Annotated in this window: 21 protein-coding genes, 2 other RNA genes and 1 riboswitch; of the genes, 21 read left to right on the plus strand and 2 right to left on the minus strand. The window is 33.5% G+C overall.

The genetic code is table 11. The features are described 5' to 3' along the window. Nucleotides 1-434 precede the first annotated feature (434 nt). Entirely contained in the window at nucleotides 435-4,094 is a 3,660-nt protein-coding gene (locus tag DN389_RS03900) for a dynamin family protein (protein ID WP_149236832.1), read from the plus strand. Nucleotides 4,095-4,097: 3 nt separating this feature from the next. On the opposite strand, the gene DN389_RS03905 is transcribed toward DN389_RS03900, so the two are convergent. After that, on the minus strand, nucleotides 4,098-4,352 hold the full coding sequence (locus DN389_RS03905) for a DUF3931 domain-containing protein (RefSeq protein ID WP_000369740.1): 255 nt from the start codon (nucleotides 4,350-4,352) through the stop codon (nucleotides 4,098-4,100). Between the two features lie 72 nt (nucleotides 4,353-4,424). Between DN389_RS03905 and DN389_RS03910 the strand changes: the two genes are divergently transcribed. The 5 genes from DN389_RS03910 to ssrS (DN389_RS03930) all read left to right on the plus strand — a co-directional run bounded on the left by DN389_RS03910 (nucleotide 4,425) and on the right by ssrS (DN389_RS03930) (nucleotide 6,526). Next, the gene (locus DN389_RS03910) at nucleotides 4,425-4,892 is read left to right on the plus strand and encodes a GNAT family N-acetyltransferase (RefSeq protein WP_098191008.1); all 468 of its coding nucleotides are present in this window, start codon (nucleotides 4,425-4,427) and stop codon (nucleotides 4,890-4,892) included. 21 nt (nucleotides 4,893-4,913) lie between these two features. After that, nucleotides 4,914-5,186 (plus strand): YpbS family protein, encoded by a 273-nt coding sequence (locus tag DN389_RS03915; RefSeq protein WP_000451816.1) that lies wholly within the window; start codon nucleotides 4,914-4,916, stop codon nucleotides 5,184-5,186. Nucleotides 5,187-5,188: 2 nt separating this feature from the next. Next, nucleotides 5,189-6,022, plus strand: coding sequence for a sulfurtransferase (locus DN389_RS03920; protein WP_098191009.1), 834 nt, complete (start codon nucleotides 5,189-5,191; stop codon nucleotides 6,020-6,022). Between the two features lie 116 nt (nucleotides 6,023-6,138). Continuing rightward, a non-coding RNA gene (gene ssrS / locus DN389_RS03925) (6S RNA) lies at nucleotides 6,139-6,322 on the plus strand. A gap of 20 nt (nucleotides 6,323-6,342) precedes the next feature. Beyond that, nucleotides 6,343-6,526, plus strand: a non-coding RNA gene (ssrS, locus tag DN389_RS03930) — 6S RNA. Between the two features lie 54 nt (nucleotides 6,527-6,580). Here ssrS (DN389_RS03930) and DN389_RS03935 read toward each other — a convergent pair. Further along, entirely contained in the window at nucleotides 6,581-7,030 is a 450-nt protein-coding gene (locus DN389_RS03935; protein ID WP_001235541.1) for a hypothetical protein, read from the minus strand. An 83-nt stretch (nucleotides 7,031-7,113) separates the two neighbouring features. On the opposite strand from DN389_RS03935, the gene DN389_RS03940 reads away from it, so the two are divergent. The 15 genes from DN389_RS03940 to DN389_RS04010 all read left to right on the plus strand — a co-directional run bounded on the left by DN389_RS03940 (nucleotide 7,114) and on the right by DN389_RS04010 (nucleotide 21,661). Next, nucleotides 7,114-7,425 carry a hypothetical protein gene (locus tag DN389_RS03940; protein ID WP_000169026.1) on the plus strand — a complete coding sequence of 104 codons (312 nt, stop codon included), beginning with the start codon at nucleotides 7,114-7,116 and terminating at the stop codon, nucleotides 7,423-7,425. Nucleotides 7,426-7,428: 3 nt separating this feature from the next. Further along, complete coding sequence (locus tag DN389_RS03945) at nucleotides 7,429-8,664, plus strand: glutathionylspermidine synthase family protein (RefSeq protein ID WP_064056755.1); 1,236 nt, start codon at nucleotides 7,429-7,431, stop codon at nucleotides 8,662-8,664. Then, nucleotides 8,661-9,047 (plus strand): DUF350 domain-containing protein, encoded by a 387-nt coding sequence (locus DN389_RS03950; RefSeq protein WP_000606860.1) that lies wholly within the window; start codon nucleotides 8,661-8,663, stop codon nucleotides 9,045-9,047. Before DN389_RS03945 ends, DN389_RS03950 begins: the two co-directional genes overlap by 4 nt. A 125-nt stretch (nucleotides 9,048-9,172) precedes the next feature. Continuing rightward, a riboswitch (M-box (ykoK) riboswitch) is annotated at nucleotides 9,173-9,338 on the plus strand. Nucleotides 9,339-9,680: 342 nt separating this feature from the next. Continuing rightward, a complete protein-coding gene (locus tag DN389_RS03955; protein WP_000964966.1) occupies nucleotides 9,681-10,406 on the plus strand; it encodes a P-type ATPase actuator domain-containing protein in 726 nt (241 codons plus the stop codon). Between the two features lie 130 nt (nucleotides 10,407-10,536). Beyond that, entirely contained in the window at nucleotides 10,537-11,403 is an 867-nt protein-coding gene (locus DN389_RS03960; RefSeq protein ID WP_149236833.1) for a 5'-3' exonuclease, read from the plus strand. A gap of 431 nt (nucleotides 11,404-11,834) precedes the next feature. Then, on the plus strand, nucleotides 11,835-11,975 hold the full coding sequence (locus DN389_RS03965) for an FbpB family small basic protein (RefSeq protein WP_046955196.1): 141 nt from the start codon (nucleotides 11,835-11,837) through the stop codon (nucleotides 11,973-11,975). Nucleotides 11,976-12,303: 328 nt separating this feature from the next. Continuing rightward, nucleotides 12,304-13,497, plus strand: coding sequence for an acyltransferase family protein (locus DN389_RS03970; RefSeq protein WP_098802011.1), 1,194 nt, complete (start codon nucleotides 12,304-12,306; stop codon nucleotides 13,495-13,497). Then, the gene (locus tag DN389_RS03975; protein ID WP_098146514.1) at nucleotides 13,498-14,241 is read left to right on the plus strand and encodes a YveK family protein; all 744 of its coding nucleotides are present in this window, start codon (nucleotides 13,498-13,500) and stop codon (nucleotides 14,239-14,241) included. Next, nucleotides 14,228-14,848: a CpsD/CapB family tyrosine-protein kinase gene (locus DN389_RS03980; protein WP_141555024.1), complete on the plus strand. Its 621-nt coding sequence runs from the start codon at nucleotides 14,228-14,230 to the stop codon at nucleotides 14,846-14,848. The genes DN389_RS03975 and DN389_RS03980 overlap by 14 nt, the downstream gene beginning before the upstream one ends. 18 nt (nucleotides 14,849-14,866) lie before the next feature. Continuing rightward, on the plus strand, nucleotides 14,867-15,505 hold the full coding sequence (locus DN389_RS03985) for a sugar transferase (protein ID WP_000617656.1): 639 nt from the start codon (nucleotides 14,867-14,869) through the stop codon (nucleotides 15,503-15,505). A gap of 37 nt (nucleotides 15,506-15,542) precedes the next feature. Beyond that, nucleotides 15,543-16,979: an oligosaccharide flippase family protein gene (locus tag DN389_RS03990; RefSeq protein WP_141555023.1), complete on the plus strand. Its 1,437-nt coding sequence runs from the start codon at nucleotides 15,543-15,545 to the stop codon at nucleotides 16,977-16,979. Nucleotides 16,980-16,982: 3 nt separating this feature from the next. Beyond that, nucleotides 16,983-18,197: an O-antigen ligase family protein gene (locus DN389_RS03995; protein ID WP_088062742.1), complete on the plus strand. Its 1,215-nt coding sequence runs from the start codon at nucleotides 16,983-16,985 to the stop codon at nucleotides 18,195-18,197. Further along, a complete protein-coding gene (locus tag DN389_RS04000; RefSeq protein WP_087985579.1) occupies nucleotides 18,172-18,972 on the plus strand; it encodes a glycosyltransferase family 2 protein in 801 nt (266 codons plus the stop codon). Before DN389_RS03995 ends, DN389_RS04000 begins: the two co-directional genes overlap by 26 nt. Further along, complete coding sequence (locus DN389_RS04005; protein ID WP_060489677.1) at nucleotides 18,969-20,021, plus strand: glycosyltransferase family 4 protein; 1,053 nt, start codon at nucleotides 18,969-18,971, stop codon at nucleotides 20,019-20,021. The genes DN389_RS04000 and DN389_RS04005 overlap by 4 nt, the downstream gene beginning before the upstream one ends. Nucleotides 20,022-20,113: 92 nt before the next feature. Beyond that, nucleotides 20,114-21,661: a glycoside hydrolase family protein gene (locus tag DN389_RS04010; protein ID WP_060489679.1), complete on the plus strand. Its 1,548-nt coding sequence runs from the start codon at nucleotides 20,114-20,116 to the stop codon at nucleotides 21,659-21,661. The last annotated feature ends 46 nt before the right edge of the window (nucleotides 21,662-21,707 follow it).

A 21,707-nucleotide genomic window follows, 5' to 3' on the forward strand; every position in this document is an offset into this window, starting at 1 on the left:
AGTGCACAACAAGTTTTAACCTTCTTCAAAACAGGCAGTAAAGCTCCTTTCTATAAGGGGCTTTCTTTATGAAAAGTATTGATAATGATTCTCTTTAATGATAAAATGTATTCAAAAGTGATAATCATTATCAAAAAAGGTTGGTGCATGAGTATGGTATATGCATTAGTAGCAGGTACAGTCGCTGTATATGCAGTTATTGCAAAGTATGTTTTAAATGGAGTAGGAACAGCAAAATGAGTGATATGACATAAAATCCCTTTCATTTGTAAAAAGAATGAAAGGGATTTTTTATTTTTAATGAGAATATGCTGAAAATTTAGTATGATAGTAAAGTGAAACTGTAATCGATGAGGGGATGTATTTCCTGATGATTATGAGCTCGCAAATAGCGGGAAAAAGTATATACATCTTGGATAAAGGGGAACAAGGGGATGACAAACATAGTACAGACAAACGGTATGAAAAAACTTGTTTGTTTTTATGAAGAGTGGCAAAAACACGGCGATGCAGAGAATAGTGTAAAGTTGTTTGAGGTGATTCAAAAATATAAACAAGAGCAGCTTATGATAGCGTTCTGCGGTCACTTCTCTGCAGGGAAATCAACGATGATGAATCATCTATATAAAGCGCAGTTGTTACCAACAAGTCCAATTCCGACAAGCGCTAACGTTGTCAAAATTGAAAAAGGAATGGATCGTGTTGTTGTAACAGTTAAATCTGGAGAACAGTACGAATATGATGGTGCATATTCAGCTGAAGAATTAAAACAAATTTGTAAAGACGGTGATGAGGTAATTGGTGTTCATATTTATCGGTATGATGCGCCAATTCCTGAGGGTGTTATGTTAGTTGATACACCAGGTATTGATTCAACAGATGATGCCCATCAATTAGCGACAGAATCAACGCTGCATCTAGCAGACGTAATTTTTTATATGATGGATTATAATCACGTCCAATCGGAAGTGAATTTACAATTTGTTAAAGAATTGAAACAACGTAATAAAACGGTTTATCTCGTTGTAAATCAAATAGATAAACATAAAGAAAATGAATTATCGTTTGAGGATTATAAAGATAGTGTAAAACAATCGTTCTCTAACTGGGATATTGAAGTAGATGGAGTGTATTATACTTCATTACGAATGATGAACCATACACATAATGAAATTGGGAGCTTAGAAACATTAATTACTTCTATTATGAAAGAAAAAGTGCAGTATGTAAGAGATGGAATGGAGCGAGAAACAGAATATTTAATGGGGGAACATTTTTCATTTATTCTTTCAGAAAATGAAAAAGCTCTTTTGAAATATGAGGAAGAGCTAGCATCGCCGCTTTCTATTTCAGAGATAGTTGAAAAGAAAGAAGAGCTAACGGAAACTAAACAACGCGAGGCTAGTAAAGAATCTCATGTGAGAAACGAATTTATAAAAGGCTTACAAGCTATATTAGATAACGCGTATTTAATGCCATTTGAAATGAGAGAATTGGCAAATGCGTATTTAGAAACGAAATTAACTAAATTTAAGGTCGGTTTGCTGTTTGCGAAAGGAAAGACGGAGCAAGAAAAACAGAGACGTTTAGATGCTTTTTATTCTGCTTTGCAAAAGACTGTTGAAACGCAACTCGATTTTCATGTGAAAGAATTTATTGTTGCCTTCTTAAAAGAAGAAGGATTGTTCACAGAGCAAATTGGGAAAGACATATATGCTTTAGAAATTGCTTTTGGACCAGAAATGTTAGCTGAAGTCATTAAACAAGGTGCAGGTTTCACAGGTGATTACTTACTTCTTTATACAGCGGATGTAGCGAATGAACTGAAGAAACGTTATTTTACAAAAGCGCAGCAAATTTTTGATAAAAGTGCAGTCGTTTTAAAGCAAAAGGTGAAGGAAGCAGTTGCACGCATTGAAGAAGAGATTGAAAAATATACGATGTTGCAAACGGCAAAAGAAACGCAATTGCAATACAGTAACAATTTAGAGACATATGAAAGTTATTTGCAAAATGTTTGGCACGAGCGTGTCGCTACACCAGAAGGATTGCAAATAGAGGAGATATTGCAAAGTAAAATACAAATTGTTAGTGAGAAATTCACACTACAAGAGCAGGAAAGCGTAAACGATAACGTAATGGCTTGTGAGGAAGAGATAAAAGGAACAGCAGCTTTAAATATTCAGCGTATATTAGAGAAAGTGAAGAAAGCTGAAACGATATTAGAGCCATTGCCAGCGCTGAAACATGTACAGCAAGAGGTAATAGAAAAAAGGCGTCGTGTGGAAACGAAACAATTTACAGTAGCGTTATTCGGAGCTTTTAGTGCTGGGAAATCATCATTTGCCAATGCATTGCTTGGTGGGAATGTACTTCCTGTATCACCAAATCCGACGACGGCAACGATTAATCAAATTTTGCCGGTTACAGAGGAAAAACCACACGGAACAGTAATGGTTCAATTCAAATCAAAGCAATCTCTATTAGAAGATATGAAAGCTGTTTATAAGTTGTTTCATTATGAGATTACTACGTTAGATGAAGCGTTAGCACAAATTGATAAAGTTATGAAATATCCTTCACCAACTGGGAAGCAAAAAACAACATTTAGCTTTTTAAGAGCGGTACAAAAAGGGTATGATACGGTTTCTGCTCATTTAGGGGAGCAAGTACAAGTTACATTAGAAGAGTTTTCTGATTATGTAGCGAATGAAGAAAAATCATGTTTTGTTGAGTACATGGAGCTTTATTATGATTGTGCTTTAACAAGGCAAGGAGTAGCGCTTGTAGACACACCTGGAGCGGATTCTATTAACGCCCGCCATACGGACGTTGCGTTCCAGTATATTAAAAACGCAGATGCTATTTTATTTGTAACGTATTATAATCATGTGTTCTCTCGTGCTGACCGTGAATTCTTAATCCAGCTTGGTCGTGTAAAGGATACTTTTGCACTTGATAAAATGTTCTTCTTAATTAATGCGGCCGATTTAGCAGAGTCTGAAGAAGAACTTGAAATGGTAAAAGGTTATATCGCAGACCAGCTACTGCAATACGGTATTAGAAATCCGCGTTTATTTGCAATTTCAAGTTTATGTGCACTTGAAGAGAAGCAAGGAAAGAATATTGAAAAAGAGAAGTACGGTATTTTACAAAACTCTGGGATTGCTAAGTTCGAGGAATCATTTACATCCTTTATGATGAGAGATTTAATGCTCGTATCTGTTCATGCTTTATATGGTACATTGCAAGGAGCAGATCAGCTTTTAGTAAATATGATAAACGGTGCAAAGCAGGGGAATGAAGAGAAAGAGAAGCAAACGAAAAAATATGAAGCAGAGCGTGATCAGCTACTTCATATTATTTCATCATATAGTGTGCTTGCTGAAGAGCAGGCGATGCAAAATGAAGTGAAAGAATTGCTTTATTACGTGCAACAGCGTCTATTCCTACGCTATAACGATGTGTTTACTGAATTTATTAATCCAGCATCGCTGCGAACGGATGGGAATGTGAAAGTGCAGTTGCAACAGTGCGTTATGGAATTAGTAGCATTTATTCAGCATGATTTACTACAAGAAATGCGTGCGACATCATTACGCCTTGAGAAATGGATAGATGAAGCGATGAATCGTGCAAAGAATGAAATTGTGGTGAACTGTAAAGTAGAAAATGAATCAATTTCTATGAGTGGAACAGTGGATTATGAATATAAAGATATTGCACATAAAGAACCGTTCCCTTCAGTTGAAATAAAAGATTTCAAAAAAGCACTGGCGCATTTTAAAAATGAAAAAAGCTTTTTTGAAAAAAATGATAAAGCTTTCATGCAAGAAGAGGCTAAAGTTGTATTAGAGCCTTTCGTATCAAACTATGTAGCTGATGAAAAAGATTTATTTGTTCATCATTATAAGCAAGAGTGGGATTTGAAATGGAACTTATTCCAAAAAGTGATGCAGCAAGATGTGATGAATTATTATGAAAGTGTATTATTTGCATTGGCTGAAACAATTGATGTATCACTATATGAACAAAGTAAAGAACAATTGCAAAAGCAGTTAGTAGAGATTGAAAAAGAAATTTATGTGATATAGTCGTTATGAGAAAAAGATTCGTTCAATTTTCTTTTGCAATACTGTATCTAAAGATTTGACAAACCCAGCAAATTCATCGGTAGAAATCATATGAGTAAGAACGAGGCGTCTGCCGTCTGGTGTTTCACCGCATAAGACGAATGAAGAAAATTCATATGTTTTGTTTTCTACTACTAATTTTGGGTAGGAATACGTGTCGCTTTTCTTCTTCTTTCCATCAATAGAGATGACGTTGCACTTTTTCTCATTGTTGTCCATGGTGAATCCCTCCTTTCTATTATTTATGGTAGACAAGGAGGGTTTAGAACAATAGAGAAAGGGGAGTTTTTTATGTGTGTAGTAATAGAGTATATTTCGAAAAAAGATATACCGAAACCTTTATTATTGCTTGCTGATCCAAGTGAGGGGCAAATTGATACATATGTACAAAGAGGGAAAACATATGTAGCTAAGCAAGAGGGGAGAGTTATCGGTGTATATGTTCTTTTGGAAACAAGGCCGAAGACGATGGAAATTATGAATATTGCGGTTGTAGAGCATTTGCAAGGAAAAGGGATTGGAAAGAAGCTATTAAGTCATGCCATAGAAACCGCTAAAGGATATGGTATGTCAAAACTTGAAGTTGGTACAGGCAATTCTAGTGTTTCACAACTTGCTTTATATCAAAAATGTGGATTTCGTATTTTTTCTATTGATTTTGATTACTTTTCGAAGCATTATGAAGAAGAGATTATTGAAAATGGGATTGTATGCCGTGATATGATTCGGCTTGCAATGGAATTGAATGAGAACGTATAACTTATTTAGGGGGAAGAGAAGATGGAAGTACATAAAGCAATTACAGCACATTCTCGTAAACAAAATGAAAGTGTAAAAGCATGTTTACAATTAGATGCGCAGCGTGAAGCAGCTATTGAAGCAGCCGTATCTCTTGCGTCAAATGGGAAAGAATTCTCGGTTGATGTCATTAATGTTGTAACAAAGCAAATTAATGATCTTGCAAAAAATGGTGTTACACTAGAGCGTAAATATGTTACAGAAGAAATGGTTATGGAGTATGTAAGTCGTTTGCAAGAGAAAGAAGGTCGTTAAAGATGATAGTTACAGTCGAATGGTTACGTGAGCATATAGAAGATGAGAATGTCCGTATAATCGATTGTCGTTTTGATTTAGCGAATCCTAATTGGGGTAGAGAAAAGTATGAGGAAGAACATATTCTTCATGCATTATATTTTGATTTGAATTTAGATTTATCAAGTCCTGTAACAGAACATGGTGGTCGCCATCCATTGCCGAATATTGAGGAGTTTGCAGACAAGCTTTCACAAGCTGGTATTGATGAACATACGACAGTAATTGCATATGACAGTCAAGCGGGTGCAAATGCTTCTCGTCTCTGGTGGTTATTAAACTATGTAGGACATGAGAAAGTATATATATTAGATGGTGGATTTCCAGCTTGGAAAGAGAATGGACTACCGATAACAACGGAAATTCCTGTTGCTATACGAAAAACATTCAAAGCAAATGTACAAGATCATATGCTTGTAACGATGGAAACGGTGAGAGAGAATATTCATGCAGGTGCAGATGTTACGTTAATTGATTCTAGAGAGCCAAAACGTTATGCTGGTGTAGAGGAACTAGTTGATTCAAAAGCAGGACATATTCCGACAGCAGTAAACTATTTTTGGAAGGATGGAATTGTACAATCAGGGCAATTTAAGAATGAAGCTGGGCAACAAGAACGATTCCGAAATCTTTCGAAAGATAAGGAAACAATTGTATATTGTGGTTCTGGTGTTACAGCCTGTCCAAATATCCTTGCATTGAAATTAGCTGGATTCCAAAATGTTAAATTGTATGCAGGTAGCTGGAGTGATTGGATTTCTTATCCAGAAAATCAAATTGCAAAAGAAGAAGATTAATCACTTGCATGCAAAAATAATTTGTATTAAAATAAGGTCACAAGCAAGAAATTGCTCGAAAAACTTTGTATTTTACACATTGGAAACAATGTGATAATATAACGACAAGTAAATAATACATCCTGCGGTGTACGTAACTTATTTATGTCTAAAACCGATGTTAGTTATACGGAAGCTCAATATTTAGCGGCCATCATCAAGCCTTCCTTGTGGAGGAAGATGTACGGTAACTGTGAGGGCATCCACCTGCGAGTAGCGGGTTTTTGGACATTTACGAGGAGCGGCACGTGCGGGGGGCTTATTTCAACTAACATTATATAAAATTCCTACGGTGTACGTAGCTTATGCATGTCTTAAACCAATAAGTTTAATATGGAAGTTCAATATTTAAATGTAGCTAACATGCCATCTTTTTAAGAAGGAAGTTACAAACATTTGTGAGAGCATCCACCTGTGAGAGCAGGTTTATGGACATCTAGAGAGAACGGCATATGTGGGGCTATATAAAAACCTTACGTTTTATACGTAAGGTTTTTTTGTTGCATAAATATATCTATTTTATCTGGATTCACCTGTGAAGTTTCCATAATAAATATAGCACTTTCTATCTTCATCAATCTCTCTTGAATCTAAAGCGAACTCCATATGCATGCCGTCGCGCTGAATATATATAAGGTCTGAATGAAGAGATGGCAAAATTTCTTCATAGTTCCATACATCTTTCCGATCTATTATGCTTGAACTCGTTTCACTTAGTTCTCTAACCTCAAAACCGATGTGAGAGTATGTAGGATCTGAAGGGTCATTTGCAAACTCTTCTTTTTGAATATATATAACTGCTGTTCCATCTGGATCTACTGAAGTAGCAGTAACAACATATGTCTTGTTATCTTTTATAAAATATTCACACGTCATGCGCGCGATGATTTCAGAATTAGAAATATTTGCGTAGTTCCATAAAGCAGGATACCTTTTCGTTTCATCATTAAGTCGATATTCTAAGCGCATTTTATCCCTCTTCTTCCTTTTTCTTCTACTTTATCATGCTATCTTATATAATAGGAATAGAATTTAAAAAGGGGAGTGCGAAGGTGACAAAAACGAAATGGCTAGTAGGTGGTGTTGTAACGTCTTTAATGACTGGCACCTTATTTGGCTGCGCACAAGATCTTCCCCCAAAACCGAATGATAATAGTTGTTCAGATTGGGATTGGGATGATGAACTTGGGGTATGGCAGTGTGATGATAGTAGGTCAGGTTATCGTGGGCATTATTTTTATGGTGGGAGTTACTATCAAAATAAATCCACTTTTAAAAATTCATCGGCGTTTAAATCTTATCAATCGTCTGCGGAATTTAAAGGTGGAATTGGAAGCGGTTCAAAGGGAGGATTTGGGGGCTAACATATGTCGCAATACATAAGGGATCGAAAAGAGTTTTATTCGAAATATCCGAATTTTTGGTCGGATTTATATGAATGTGAGTATAGTTTGTTTCATATTTTCTCTATAACAAATCAGACTATGAAACAATTGCAATTAGCAACTGAACGAATGGGGAAAATATTTTTTAAGACTGCTAAACTTTTGCGGAATTTAAGTGACGAACAGCTTCTTGAACTTGGGTATCCTCCTGCAAGCTTATCTTTCATTAGAATGAAAGGATTATATCCTGAATCTGTTATTTCACGATTTGATTTCGTTTTAACAAGTGATAACCAAATTAAAATGCTTGAGTTTAATAGTGATACACCAACTTTTATTATGGAATGCTTTCAAATGAATGGAAAAATTTGTGGGAAACTAGGCTATGATGATCCAAACTTGGGTCAAGAACGATTACTATCTTCTGGTGTTACAAAGGCCGTAATGGAAGCGACAAAGGGAATAGATAACCCAAATGTTGTTTTTACAGCACATCATGAACATATTGAGGATTGGAATACGACTATGTATTTGAGTCAGTTATGCCATGTTGAAAATAAAGTAGTGCCAATGTCAGAACTTAGAATTACAAAAGATGCTTTAGTGGATAGGGATGGAGTACAGATTGATATTTTATATCGCCAAACATATCCGATAGAAGATTTAATCGAGGATCAAGATCCTGAAACAGGAGACTTCGTAGGTGTGGAACTGCTGCAACTTGTAAAAGCCGGAAAGCTTTTTATAATAAATCCTTTGTCAGCATTTTTGCTTCAGCCAAAATCAATTCAGTGTCTTATTTGGGGGTTAGCAGAAGAAAAGGCCTTTTATACAAATGAGGAACAACAGTGGATTAAAGAATATATGTTACCTACATATTTAGAACCAGATTTATTTTTAGGAAAAGGCTCTTTCGTTCAAAAACCTTCATTTGGTAGAGAAGGAGACACAATTACCGTTCGCGATAAGGACGAAAATATTATGATTCAAAATGCACACCAAACGTATAAAGCGTCACTGCCGATATTTCAAAAGTATACAGAACTTCCAGTCGTATCTTTGGAAACAGAGAAAGGGATGGAGAAACTGTCGTATGTGTTTGGTTCGTTTTTAATTGCTGGAAAAGCGAGTAGTATCGGTATTCGCGCTGGGGAAAAAATTACGGGGAATGAATCGTACTATTTACCGGTAGGTATAAAAAAGGAGGAAAGTATATGATTAATTTTTTATTATATTTAGCAGTAACACTGGGCCTTTTATGCATTGGTCTGTTCCTCATGGAAGTGACAACGAAAGTAAAAGAATTTAAGTTAATGGCCCAAGGAAATAAGGCGGTAAGCTATGTACTTGGAGGACGATTACTTGGGTTAGCTATTGTTTTATATTCGACAGCAGCTAATTCCATTTCACTTCTTGATATGGTTTCGTGGGGAGCCGTTGGGATTTTGGCTCAAATTATCGTCTTTTATTTAGCTGAGTGGCTTACACCACGCTTTAATATAAACAAAAGTCTTGAAGAAGATAATCAAGCAGTCGGTCTTTTTCTTATGTTTTTATCGCTTTCCATTGGGATTGTAATTGCTGGTTGTATAACTTATTAAAACCTTTACGTTTAGACGTAAAGGTTTTTATTTTATATATGTTAGTTCGCCATACTTTTCGAAAAAATTGTAGGCTACTGTTGACATCTATTTTAAATAAGAGTAACATTTTCTATGTAATAAAAATAAGTCTCTGTTAGGTGAGGCTCCTGTATAGAGAAATGCTACTGCCCAAAAATGTCGAGAGACGCCAATGGGTCAACAGGAATGATCGAATTAAGGTTTTTCTTAACGTAGCTGGTAATGTACCTATGCTATACAGTGCTAAAACTCGGCGAGGGAGAGGTCCGTAGATTTCTAATTGTTTAGGAATCGTTTATTTGTGTATGCCATGACCTTTACTCTTTTCGGAGTAAGGGTCTTTTTGTTACAAATCTATGAGTAACTTCATAGTATAAACTATAAAATTAAACGAGGAGGTGAGGAGCATGTCAAATTCTGACTCGGTTCCGTTACCCATATACTTCAAATCAAAAATATATGATGTAGGCAGGAAACGACTTGTTCCTCCCTCTATATTTATCATAATGTAGCGTTTATATGCATGTTCAAGCGCTAAACACTGTTACGGTAAAGTGGATAAATTGAGAAACAAAGCGTTTCTTCCTATGTTGTACAGGAGGAGACGATAATATGTTATATGCAAACAAAACTGTGGGTAACACGTCATATAAATTAAGTAAAAAATCAATGAAAGAACAAACAATGCTTCAAAAAAATAAAGATTTATTAATTGAAATCGCAACGAGAGATGTAAAATCTGTATTTGCGTATTTTAAAACAACAAGAGACGGATTATCTATGAAAGAGGCACAAAAACGCATTCAAGTATACGGCCGAAACGAATTAATTTCAAAAAGAGCGCGTATTGCGGAAGTAATGATGAAGCTAAGTGGAATGATTCCAGGTTTTTCAAAACAACATGTGCGTGATGGATTACAATGTGAGAAAATTACTGTGTCTCGAGTAGAATGTTCTAGTGTAACAGGTTTAAACGGTGAATTAAAAATGATGAATGTGCCAGTACAAGAGCTTGTTCCTGGGGATATGATTTTTCTTTCAGAAGGTGATACAGTACCAGCAGATGTACGTATCATTTACGCGAATGATTTATTAGTAAATGAATCCGTGCTAACAGGAAAAGATGCAAGTATTGAGAAATTTGAAAGTTGCTATCACCTTGAGCGTAAACGATTTATTCCTTTAAAACGAATGAAAGACTATAATCCACTTGAACTTGAAAACGTATGTTTCAAAGGGACTCATATTGTTGGCGGAAATGCAAAGGCTGTAGTTGTTTCGACTGGGAAAAATACGTATACAGGAATTCTTCATACTTGTTGTAGTAGAACGTCTTAATGTGTAAATGATGCTAAATATACAAAAACAATGTATAATAGACAAAGTTGAAAAAACGTAGAATGGTAATCTATTTATATAACCTTACGTGATGACGTGGGGTTATTATTTTTTTGGTAGGAGAGGGATTATGAAAAAAGTATTATTAGTTGATGGTATGGCACTATTATTTCGTGCTTTTTACGCAACAAGTGTCTACGGACAATTTATGAAACGACAAGATGGTACCCCTACAAATGGGATTCATGGTTATATGAAACATTTATTAACAGCTATGCAAGCAATTGAACCGACACATATCGTAACATGCTGGGATATGGGTAGTACGACATTTAGAACAGAATCGTTCTCGAATTATAAAGCGAATCGTGTAGCGCCGCCTGAAGAATTAATTCCGCAATTTGATTTAGTTCAAGAAATGACTGCGAAATTGTCTATTCCAGTTATCGGTATGAAAGGGTATGAAGCGGATGATTGTATCGGCACGCTTGCAAAACAATACTGTAATGAAGCGGAAGTGTATATTTTAACAGGTGATACGGATTTACTTCAGCTTGTTGATAAGAACGTTACAGTAATGCTCTTGCGCAAAGGAATTGGAAATTACGAATATTACACACCAGAGAAAATCATGGAAGAAAAAGGCGTAGAGCCGTGGCAAATCGTGCATGCGAAAGCATTCATGGGAGATACGAGCGATAATTACCCAGGTGTAAAAGGTATCGGGGAAAAAACAGCGTATAAATTGATTCAAGAGCACGGAACAGTAGCAACTGTACTAGAAAATGTAGCATCATTAACGAAAGCGCAGCGCACAAAGATTGAAAGTGATTTAGAGAACTTAAATATTTCATTACAATTGGCACAAATTCATTGTGAAGTTCCAATTTCATGTTTACTAGAAGAAGGATTACACACAATGGATGAAGAAAAACTTAGATTCGTTTGTGAAGAAATGAATTGGGGAAGACCTGAAATGTTAATCAATATGCTATAAATAGTTTTGAAAGAGGGGTGTTATATAAGTTGACTTATATAACACCCCTCTTTTAGTTTTTACGAACAGTATCGTAGTAAAAAAAGGGGTGTTATATAAGTCAAACTTTGACTTATATAACACCCCTCTTTTAGTTTTTACGAACAGTATCGTAGTAAATAAAATTATATCGAACTCAATTTTAAATATATAAATGTTTCGACAAAATATATTGATAGAAGTTGATGACAATAGCAACTTTTATAATGAAATGAAGCAATTTCAAAATGGTTTTAGGATGATCACATTTTTGTATGTTCACAAAGTTGTCAGAAAATAAATGAAATTTTCATATGAAGTTCAAATGGAATTCACAACAATCAATTATTATAAGGGCACACAGATAATTCCTTATCTTTTATATAAACCATCCCCCAAGGAGGACAATGAAAATGAGAAAAAAAGTGAGAAAATCTTTTAAACAATTATTAATTGAAAATAAACAATCACTATTAAATAATAAAGAAAATATGAAAGAAATTGAAGAGAGAATTGAGAAACGACATGTAGCATATAGTGGTGCCAATAATTAAATAAAATAAAAAAGATAGCCTTTAAAGGCTATCTTTTTTATTTTATATTGAAAAAACTCTATTCCTCTCTTTAATTTTGTAACTATGCAAGATGTTTTTATAGTGTTTTTCTGTCAATATTATTCATTTTTCGAGGTTGTAATTGGTATATATCAATTTTGGAGATTCACTATTCATAATATTACAAAAAATGTTACAATACATTCAAAATTACGCTAGAAAATCATTTTAATATGAAAAATTGGAATGAAAAGAAAGGAGAGGAATATGAATAATGGTGTCGCTTTGAAATGATTATTATCATTTCAGTAGGAGTTGATGTAAAACGATGGATAGGTATGAAGAACTGGATTCTATACGAGGAATTTCTTCATTGATAGTAATGATTGGCCATCATTTAATGATTTTTTCAGTATTTCAAAATTACAGTTATGAAGATAATAAACCATTTGTTATTTATCTATTAAAAGAAACACCTGCTCGTCTAATTTTTAGTAGTGGTAACGAATCTGTTATTATCTTTTTTGTTTTGAGTGGATTTGTTTTGTATAGATCCATTCAAAAAAACTACGATAGCTATGGATCATTCCTTTTAAAGCGTATATGTAGAATCTATATTCCATATATCGTAGCAATAATTATAGCTATTTTATGCCAGACTACAATGAGTAAATATGGTATTTCTAATTTAAGTGAATGGTTTAATCGCTCATGGACGATTGAAAGTTCTTTAAGCTTAATAGCGCAACATATTTTATTAATTGGGAAATATAATACAGATGCATATAACGGCGTAATTTGGTCACTTGTTCATGAAATGCGAATATCGATAATTTTTCCGTTAGTTTTGATGGTTTGTTTACGAAAAACGTTGAGGTATTCATTATTGTCATTGTTTAGTTTTAGTATATGTTCTGTCGTGATTTTATTTTTATTTCACTCAAGTTTAACATTAACTAGTTATGCATTAACTCTGCATTACACAGTGCTGTTTTTACTAGGAGCACTAGTTGCGAAATATAAAAATAATTTAATAGTTTTTTATAGTAATCGTACTAAAAATGAGAAAATTGCATGGTTTTTATTTGCGGTTTTACTTTATATGTATGAAGGGCTTGTTGGAGAAATTAATTTGCTTAATAATTTTATATTTCGAGACTACGTAGTAGCGATAAGTGCATGTTTATTTGTCATATTAAGTTTGTCAGTATCAACTTTGTCATCCTTGCTACGTAATAAATACTTGTTATATTTGGGGAAGATTTCTTACAGTCTTTATTTATACCACATCATATCTTTATTTTCCCTAGTGTATATGCTTCATGAAATATTTCCGTTACCTATTGTTTTAATGTTATCGTTCATTCTTTCGTTTATACTAGCAATAATTTCTTATTTGTTTGTAGAAAAATTTGCATTCAGGATCGGAAAGTATATAACAAAGCAATCGAATTTAGAAAAGAAAAGACTATCTGCAGAAAGTGAGTTGCAGGATGTCATTCAAACAAAGGCGGTGAAATAATTGAAGCAAGAAATTAGTATGAAGGATTTTCAGCAGCTATTGAAAAGAAGAGTAGTAACAATTATTTTGACGATGTGTTGTGTAACAGTTTCTTTAATTCTTATTTCTATGTATATATTAAAGCCTTCGTATCAATATTCAACGCAAATTCTCGTTGGGAATTTAGATGGGTTTAATAAGGAAAATGCAGTGAATAAAACACAGGAAAATAAGCAACTTGTAACGTCGTATGTTGATATATTAAAAAGTCCACTCATTATTTCAACGGTTAAAAAAAATTTGAAATTAGAGCAATCAACTTATGAATTAGCACAAAAAATTTCAGTGGTGAATATGGACAACTCACAAATCGTTACTGTCACAGTAAAAGATTCGGATCCTACAATCGTCAAAGAAATTGTAAAGTCATTGGCAGAACAATCTCAAAAAAGCTTTCAACAGTATACGAATGTACAGGGGATAAAAATATTAACTGACCCTGAGTTACAGGAAAAAGCTGAAAAGTTGTTTCCGAAATTTCAACTTATCATTCCTATCTCTTTAATTGTTAGTTTTTTTGTTGGGATAGGTTTAGCTGTATTTCGAGATTATTTTGATGAGCGTATATACGTGGAACAAGATTTAGAGAAAATAACAACAGTATCTGTTATTGGTCACATAAATATGAAACCGAATAGAAAAAAGAAATCTACAGAAGTTGATGCGCAATCATCTATATATCGAGGTGAACATGTCGATGTTTAAAACAAAGAAAAAGCTGCCATTTAATCCGCATGATGCTTTTATGAAAGAGCAGTTTTATACGGTGTATCACGAGTTGAAAAAATCGGGGAAACAAGTGTTCACAGTTACTTCAACGAAGGATAGAGGTGTTATCGCGTCGCTTATAGTAAATCTAGGGGTAGTGTTTGCAGAGATGAAAAAAAAGGTGTTACTTATCGACGTGAATTTTTCTGATCCTAAACTACATCTACTATTACAAAGCAATTATACGAAAACAGTGAACGATATAATAAACGATTCCCCTTGTAGTTATGAATCTTTTTCTAGTAATTTATCTAAATACTTATATTGTATTCCTGCCCAAAAAACAGTACACACCGGAACGCCTTTAGTTGCTACGGATGAATTTGATCATGTAATGGCGAAGTGGAAAGAAGATTTTGATTATATTTTCTTGTATTCTTCTGAAGTATTTGAGCTTCCTGCTACGCACATGATTGCAGGGAAATGCGATGGAGTGGTCTTAGCAGTCAAAAAGCGAAACGATTCCCTACGTAAGGTGCAAAAAGTGATAGCAAATATAAAGAGGAAAGAATGTGAATTAATAGGTATAGTTTTATATTCTTGAATGTGGGGGTAACGATCTATGATTCGTGAAACAAACCAAGCCAAGTTGTATACGATTCCGGCTCAAGAAAAGACCAGTATTTTGAATCGAAGTATAAAGCGCTTGTTTGATATTATATTTTCACTCATATTGTTACTATTAACGCTACCAATTATGTTGTTCTTTTGTATTATGATTGCTTTCGAAACAGCAGGAGCTCCAATTTATTTTCAAGAACGTTTAGGGATTAATGGAAGGAAGTTTAATGTATTTAAATTAAGATCGATGGTAAAAGATGCTGAAATAAATGGACCACAATGGGCAAATGAAAATGATCCAAGAATTACTAAAGTTGGATCGTTTATAAGGAAAACGAGAATTGATGAGTTACCGCAACTTTTAAATATTTTAAAAGGTGATATGTCTTTTGTCGGACCAAGACCAGAGAGAGAGTATTTTTATAAACAATTTGATACGTATATTCCAGAATTCAAGGATCGTTTAATAGTGAAGCCAGGGTTAACAGGATGGGCACAAATAAATGGAGGATATAATCTTGATCCGAAAGAAAAGTTGAAATTGGATATGGAGTATATTGAAATGAAAACGATTAAGATGGACATTCGGATTTTATGTAAAACCGTTTTAATAGTATTGAACGGTAATGGTGCAAGATAAATATATGTAAGTAGGTTGCTTGCAAAGGAGAGCCGGTATGGGTAGATCTATTTTAAATAATATTATCCATCTATTTTATAGCACAATTTTAGCTAATCTTCTTCAAGCTGTGAGTTTAATTGCTTTAGCAAATTTTTTTAATGCACAAAATTATGGGATGTTTAGTGTTGCTATAGCAGTGACGTTTGTTATGTTATTTTTTACAGATTTAGGACTTACGAATACATTTCTTCGAGAAGGGGCAAAAGATGGAGTAGACTTAGAGACAATTTTATCGTCGTATATAAAAGTAAGGATGATTCTACTTATTTTTATTTCTATAATCGGCTATATTGCTATTCATTATATGTATGCGGATAGAAATTTGATTTATATGATGATAAACGTAATGTTTTTCATGTTAATAGGATTAACTTGGCAAAATATAGGGATTGCCTACTTTCAGCTGACGGAGCGTATGAAGTATATAGCGCTTATTAAAGTTGTATCAGCGGCAGTTGTCATTATCATTACATGTTTTTGTATTTTCGGAGAGTTACCAGTTTATATAACTGCTCGTTTATATGGATTTGGTTATATGATTGGTGGTGTATTCAGCATATATGTAATGAAAAGAAAGACGAGTATGAATATGAAGGTCGTAATTCATAAAGCGTTATTTTGGCAATTGACACCTTTTATTATTAGTGGTTTTTTAATAATGAGTACGCCACAATTAGCACCTATCTTACTTAACTATACATTGCCATTAAGTATGGTAGGTGTTTTCGCAGTGGCGTATCGGATGCCAGCAGCTTTATATCAAGTGCCAGGGGTGATTGCAGGTGCATTTTATCCAGTACTCTTTAAGCATTATAATCAGAATAATTTAGAAGAGCATACGAAATTAAACTTACTTCAAATAAAATCAATGGCGATTGTGGGAATATGTATGACGATAGGTTTATATCATTTAGCGCCATACTTTATTTCTATATTTTTTCAGGAGGAATGGAGAAATGCAGTAGAGCCACTCCAAATATTATCATTTCTCATTGTGCTGCAAAGTTTAAATATTGCTATAGCTGACGGCTTAACAACGAGTGGATGTCAAAATAAAAGAACGGTGGTGCAATGTATAGCATTAGTGATAGGTGGGATTATGCTTTATAGCTTTAGTAGTATTGGTGGAGTGATAGGAGCGGCTTACGCTATGGTTTTATTTGAAATTGTGGCTTTAGTTGGGTATATAGCGGTAAGTGTAGTGAAGAAAAAAATTGTATTCCAAATTGTAATACCGTATACAATTTATTTTGGCGTAACTTTTATTGGAGTGCAATATATATTGCACACATATCATTTCATTGCGCTCATTCTGAATACGTTAATCGTATTAGTTGGTATATTCCTATATGATTACGAGCTGAAAAAACTTCTTCTTTCGTTTATAAGAAAAACACGCAAAAAGGATTATATTACGAAACAGGGGATATAGCCTATGGAAAATAATATAAAGATATCGATGAAATGGATTATGCTCTTAATATTATTTGTCATGTTAAGTAAATACAACATATATATTGGATTTTCGCTGAAGATATATATGATTTTTTTAGTTATATATTTTTGTTTAACAATTAAAAACTTTCATATTCAAAAGCTATATTTTCATGAAGTTGTATTTTTACTATTTTATTTCATCTATTGTTTGAGTGGAATTCTTTCTATATATTTAAACGCTAGTATTCGTATGATTCTTGGTGTGCTACTTGTTTTAGGGTGTTATTTTATAATGAGAAATTTATTAGGAAATGTTGAAATAGCAACACTCGAATCATCTATCGTCTATGTAGGATTCGTATTTAATGTTGTAAGCCTAATACTTTATATAGTCGGTTTACAGCACTTTGGATTATACGGTGGAGAAGAGAGAGAAATTTTTGCTGGACTATTAGTTGATAGAGGGTATCCAAGATTAATTGGTTTGCTAGATGATCCTAACATTTTTATTTTTTATAATACAATATTTTTTATGTATTATATGACAAATCTACATAATATGACGAACATTATAGGATTGATTTTATGTGTTACGACAAGTTTATTAACTTTTTCAAGAGGAGGGATATTAGCACTTATGCTTGTCGTTTTTGTATATATATGTACATCTAGTTTTGCAAAAAAAATAAAAATAATGATAAGTTTACTATTATTTGGTGTAGTGATTTTTAGTTTATCAAATAGTGTAATGGGTGGCCAATTGGATGACATATTGAATAAACGAATTTCTGATTTTTCGCACGATAATGGTAGTGGTAGATTTACATTATGGGAAGCTGCTTTTAAATATTATTTATCCAATCCATATATCGGAATCGGTGCGTTTAATTTTTCGAATTATTATGAGTTTCAATTCAATGAAAAGTTATATGTACACAATACATTTTTAGAAATTTTATCTGAATCAGGTACAATTGGTTTTCTTTTATATAGCGCTTTTTTATTCATATTAATGTTCAAGTTAACGCAGTATACTTTGTTTCGTGAAAAACCGTACCTTTTATTGACTATAATTGCATTTTTATTTCAGATGATGTCATTGTCACTTATTATTAACGAAGCGTTCTTTTTATTTTTAGCAATGGTTGTGAAGTACATTTCAATATATGAAGGAAGGGGAAAGGTAGATGGTAAAATGTCTATCAGCACATAATAAGGCGCCTCATGTTTCTGTAATAACACCTTCTTATAATAGTATACGATTTATAGGTGAGACGATTTTATCTGTACAGAATCAATCATATGAAGATTGGGAAATGATTATCGTTGATGACGCTTCAACTGACCAATCTCTTGCAAAAATTAAAGAGATAATAGAAGGAGACTCACGTATTAGATTATTATCATTAAAAGAAAATGTTGGTGCTGCTAAAGCTCGGAATATAGCGATTGAAGAGGCGAGAGGAAGGTATATTGCCTTTTTAGATAGCGATGATATATGGTTGCCTCATAAATTGAAGACGCAATTGTTATTTATGGAAGAAATGAATGCGGCCTTTTCATATGCATCGTATAGTTTAATCGATGAAAACAGTAATGAACTAAATCGTGAAGTGGATGTACCAAAATTTGTTGACTATCATTGTTTGGCAGGAAATACAATTATCGGTTGTTTAACAGTAATGATTGATCGTGAAAAAATTCCGCATATTGAAATGCCTAGTGTACAGCCGGAAGATACAGCGTTATGGCTGAACTTATTACATGAAGGACATGAAGCGAAAGGGATACAGCAAGTGTTAGCGAAGTATAGAATTGTAGCAAATTCTGTTTCGAGAAATAAAATTAGAGCCGCTTTTCGTTATTGGAAATTATTAAGGGAACAAAAGCGACTTAATGCTGTGCAAATCCTTTACTATTTTAGTAAGTATGCTTATCATGCCTATAGAAAAAATAAAATCAATGTAGTTGGGAAGACGCAATTATGAATATATTGTTGATGACAGATAAATTGATAACTGGAGGAGCCGAGAGTTATTTCTGTAAATTGGAAAGCAATTTGCGTGATGAGAAATTTACGGTTTATACAGCTGCAGGTGATGGAGAACTATATGAGTCTCTTACTAGAAAAGAAAATTTCATGTTACTTAGTCGATGGAATCATTTGAGAAATATTCATTACTTACGAAGTGAGATTTGTAAACGAAAGATAGAACTTATTCATGCAAATAGTTTGCGAATGGTATTATATGCCTTTTCAATTCAAAAGTTCATGAAAAAAAAGATAAAAGTCGTGTATACGAAACATAATGTAACGATATTAGAAAAGAAAATACCAACTCTTTTTCGTTATTTTATAAATAAATATGTGAATAATATTATTACAGTAAGTGAGTTTGAAAAAAATAATTTAATTTCAATGCATGTAGCAGAAGAGAAAATAAAGACAATTTATAACGGTGTGGATATTGAAAAGTTTTTATTCCAGCAGAAAAAGACAGAATCTATTTATAAAATAGGGATATTAGCAAGACTATCCAAGGAGAAAAACCATCAATTATTTGTAAAAATTGCAAATGTGTTAAAAAAAAGAGATGACTTTTTGTTTTATATTGCTGGTGATGGACCAGAAAAAGAATCTATTATGAAAGAAATAGAAAAGTATGGATTGCAGCAAAGTGTAAAGATGTTAGGGAATATTTCAGAGCCGCATAGGTTTATAGGAAATATGGATGCCCTACTTTTATTATCTTTTCGTGAAGTGTTTCCAATGGTGGTAATTGAAGCAATGGCTACAGGAACACCGATTGTTTCAATAGATGTTGGCGGAATAAATGAAGCGGTAATAGATGGAGAATCAGGTGTTTTGGTATCTGAATATTGTGAATTAGGGTTTGCAAGTGCGCTTGAGGAACTACAAGGAAATGAGGAAAAGGTGAATGGTATTAGACTGAAAGCACGAGAGAAAGCAGAGAGATATTTCTCATTAACTAAAATGATAGAAGAAACGAAAAGTATATATGAATTAAACAAATGACCGTGCAAGTCGTTTGTTTTTTTTATTAGAGAAACTTTTAAGAGAAAACTCACATATTATATGAAAAAGGTAATATGAGGAGTGAATTTATTTTGTCAGAATATATTTCTTCCCAAGAAGATTGTGCACCAGAAAATAGTGTCCATATTGATTGTTTTGGTGCAGTTCCGAACTCAGGGAATGATAGCTCATTAGCAATTCAACAAGCTATAAATTATTGTGTAGCGAACCGAATTTCGACGGTTAGAATTACAGGGATAAATACGTACAAAATTGTAAAACCGATTGTTATTAAATCAAATGTAAGATTAGAGCTAGATCCTACTGTTACGTTGCAAATTGATGGAGATTTTAATGCGTTTGAACTGCAACAAAATGCGTCTATTACAGGTGGTACAGTTCAAGTTATAAACCCAGTGTTTCAATCTGCTGTCATTTATGTTTCCGGTTCACAACAAATAGAAGTTCCTAATCACTCTCTTATATCAAATATTAATATAATAAATGCAACGTCGTCATATAAAGGTAAGGCTATACACTTTTATTGTCAAAAAGCATGGGATTATATTAGTTTCTTTCAAGTTAACTTTATTCAAATTAAAAACTTTCAAACTGCAATACATTTGAAGACAGAATATATAGATGATATAAATACACCTTGCTGGATTAACGCAAATGTATTTCAATCTATATTTATTGATGGATGTCAGTATGGGATAGAAGTTGATGGAAACAGTGATTTACCAAATGAAAGTTCAGGAAATACGTTTAAGGATATTCAAGTGCAATGTAGACAGCAAACGAAAAAAGTCATTCGTTGTACGGGTGCCTATAATACATTTGATTGTATGATTTGGGATACGTACCGGATGAGTAGTGAACAGATTGTCATTGAATTTTCTTCTAATTCACATCGTAACTACCTTTTTTCAAATTTACTTTCCACAACTATTGTAGATAAAGGGCAATACAATGTTTGTACGTCTACCTATGAAGAATCTCTTCGAATTCAGTTACCGATTACGTTAAATAAACCACATTTAATAGGGAACCAAGATGATATTTTAGTAAACGCTCAGCAAAAGTATACTGTTAAGCAAGTTAGTGGGAAATTACCTTATGGGGGGAATCTTGCAAATTGCTTCAATTTAATAGATGAACAAAGTGTAAACTATATCGATGTTCCAGATAGTAATCCAGTTGTGATTGAGCTAGATTTTACGAAAAATCCAATCAAAATGTTAAATTGTTTTGGAATGTATTTTGGATGGGGAGAGAGCCCGAAGAAAATTAAAATTGAATATGCATTAAGTGCAACTGGAAATTGGGTTGTTGCATCGGATGTTCCATTAAATGTAGGCGATACAATTATATCGAATATGAAGGCGAGTCAACTATATAAAGTAAGAATTACATTGAGTGGTTATTCTCAAGACCATAAACGTTTTCGGATTAATCGTATGTTTGCAAGGTCTTCGATGGAAAATGGGAATGCTTGGTTAGCGACAACTGGTGGAAGAATGTTTGGAGATATTGAAATAGAAGCAAGTAAAGGTATCATTATGAAGACTGCTAGTGGAGCGAAATGGAAAGTAACGATTAATGAAGCTGGTCAGCTTATTACGACTAAAATAACTTGAGATGATGATTGGTTGTAAATGCTTGGACGAGTTATTAGGTATTACG

This window comes from Bacillus sp. AY3-1 (assembly GCF_008368785.1).
Classification (GTDB): domain Bacteria; phylum Bacillota; class Bacilli; order Bacillales; family Bacillaceae_G; genus Bacillus_A; species Bacillus_A wiedmannii.

Excerpts from the sequence above, each read along its gene's own strand:
- DN389_RS03990 (WP_141555023.1), top strand. The coding sequence starts at position 15,543 with ATGGGTAGATCTATTTTAAATAATATTATCCATCTATTTTATAGCACA.
- DN389_RS03995 (WP_088062742.1), top strand. The coding sequence starts at position 16,983 with ATGGAAAATAATATAAAGATATCGATGAAATGGATTATGCTCTTAATA.
- DN389_RS03905 (WP_000369740.1), bottom strand. The coding sequence starts at position 4,352 with ATGGACAACAATGAGAAAAAGTGCAACGTCATCTCTATTGATGGAAAG.
- DN389_RS03945 (WP_064056755.1), top strand. The coding sequence starts at position 7,429 with ATGTCGCAATACATAAGGGATCGAAAAGAGTTTTATTCGAAATATCCG.
- DN389_RS03950 (WP_000606860.1), top strand. The coding sequence starts at position 8,661 with ATGATTAATTTTTTATTATATTTAGCAGTAACACTGGGCCTTTTATGC.
- DN389_RS03910 (WP_098191008.1), top strand. The coding sequence starts at position 4,425 with ATGTGTGTAGTAATAGAGTATATTTCGAAAAAAGATATACCGAAACCT.
- DN389_RS03920 (WP_098191009.1), top strand. The coding sequence starts at position 5,189 with ATGATAGTTACAGTCGAATGGTTACGTGAGCATATAGAAGATGAGAAT.
- DN389_RS03955 (WP_000964966.1), top strand. The coding sequence starts at position 9,681 with ATGTTATATGCAAACAAAACTGTGGGTAACACGTCATATAAATTAAGT.
- DN389_RS03965 (WP_046955196.1), top strand. The coding sequence starts at position 11,835 with ATGAGAAAAAAAGTGAGAAAATCTTTTAAACAATTATTAATTGAAAAT.
- DN389_RS03900 (WP_149236832.1), top strand. The coding sequence starts at position 435 with ATGACAAACATAGTACAGACAAACGGTATGAAAAAACTTGTTTGTTTT.
- DN389_RS03985 (WP_000617656.1), top strand. The coding sequence starts at position 14,867 with ATGATTCGTGAAACAAACCAAGCCAAGTTGTATACGATTCCGGCTCAA.
- DN389_RS03915 (WP_000451816.1), top strand. The coding sequence starts at position 4,914 with ATGGAAGTACATAAAGCAATTACAGCACATTCTCGTAAACAAAATGAA.
- DN389_RS03980 (WP_141555024.1), top strand. The coding sequence starts at position 14,228 with ATGTCGATGTTTAAAACAAAGAAAAAGCTGCCATTTAATCCGCATGAT.
- DN389_RS03960 (WP_149236833.1), top strand. The coding sequence starts at position 10,537 with ATGAAAAAAGTATTATTAGTTGATGGTATGGCACTATTATTTCGTGCT.
- DN389_RS03935 (WP_001235541.1), bottom strand. The coding sequence starts at position 7,030 with ATGCGCTTAGAATATCGACTTAATGATGAAACGAAAAGGTATCCTGCT.
- DN389_RS04005 (WP_060489677.1), top strand. The coding sequence starts at position 18,969 with ATGAATATATTGTTGATGACAGATAAATTGATAACTGGAGGAGCCGAG.
- DN389_RS04000 (WP_087985579.1), top strand. The coding sequence starts at position 18,172 with ATGGTAAAATGTCTATCAGCACATAATAAGGCGCCTCATGTTTCTGTA.
- DN389_RS03970 (WP_098802011.1), top strand. The coding sequence starts at position 12,304 with ATGGATAGGTATGAAGAACTGGATTCTATACGAGGAATTTCTTCATTG.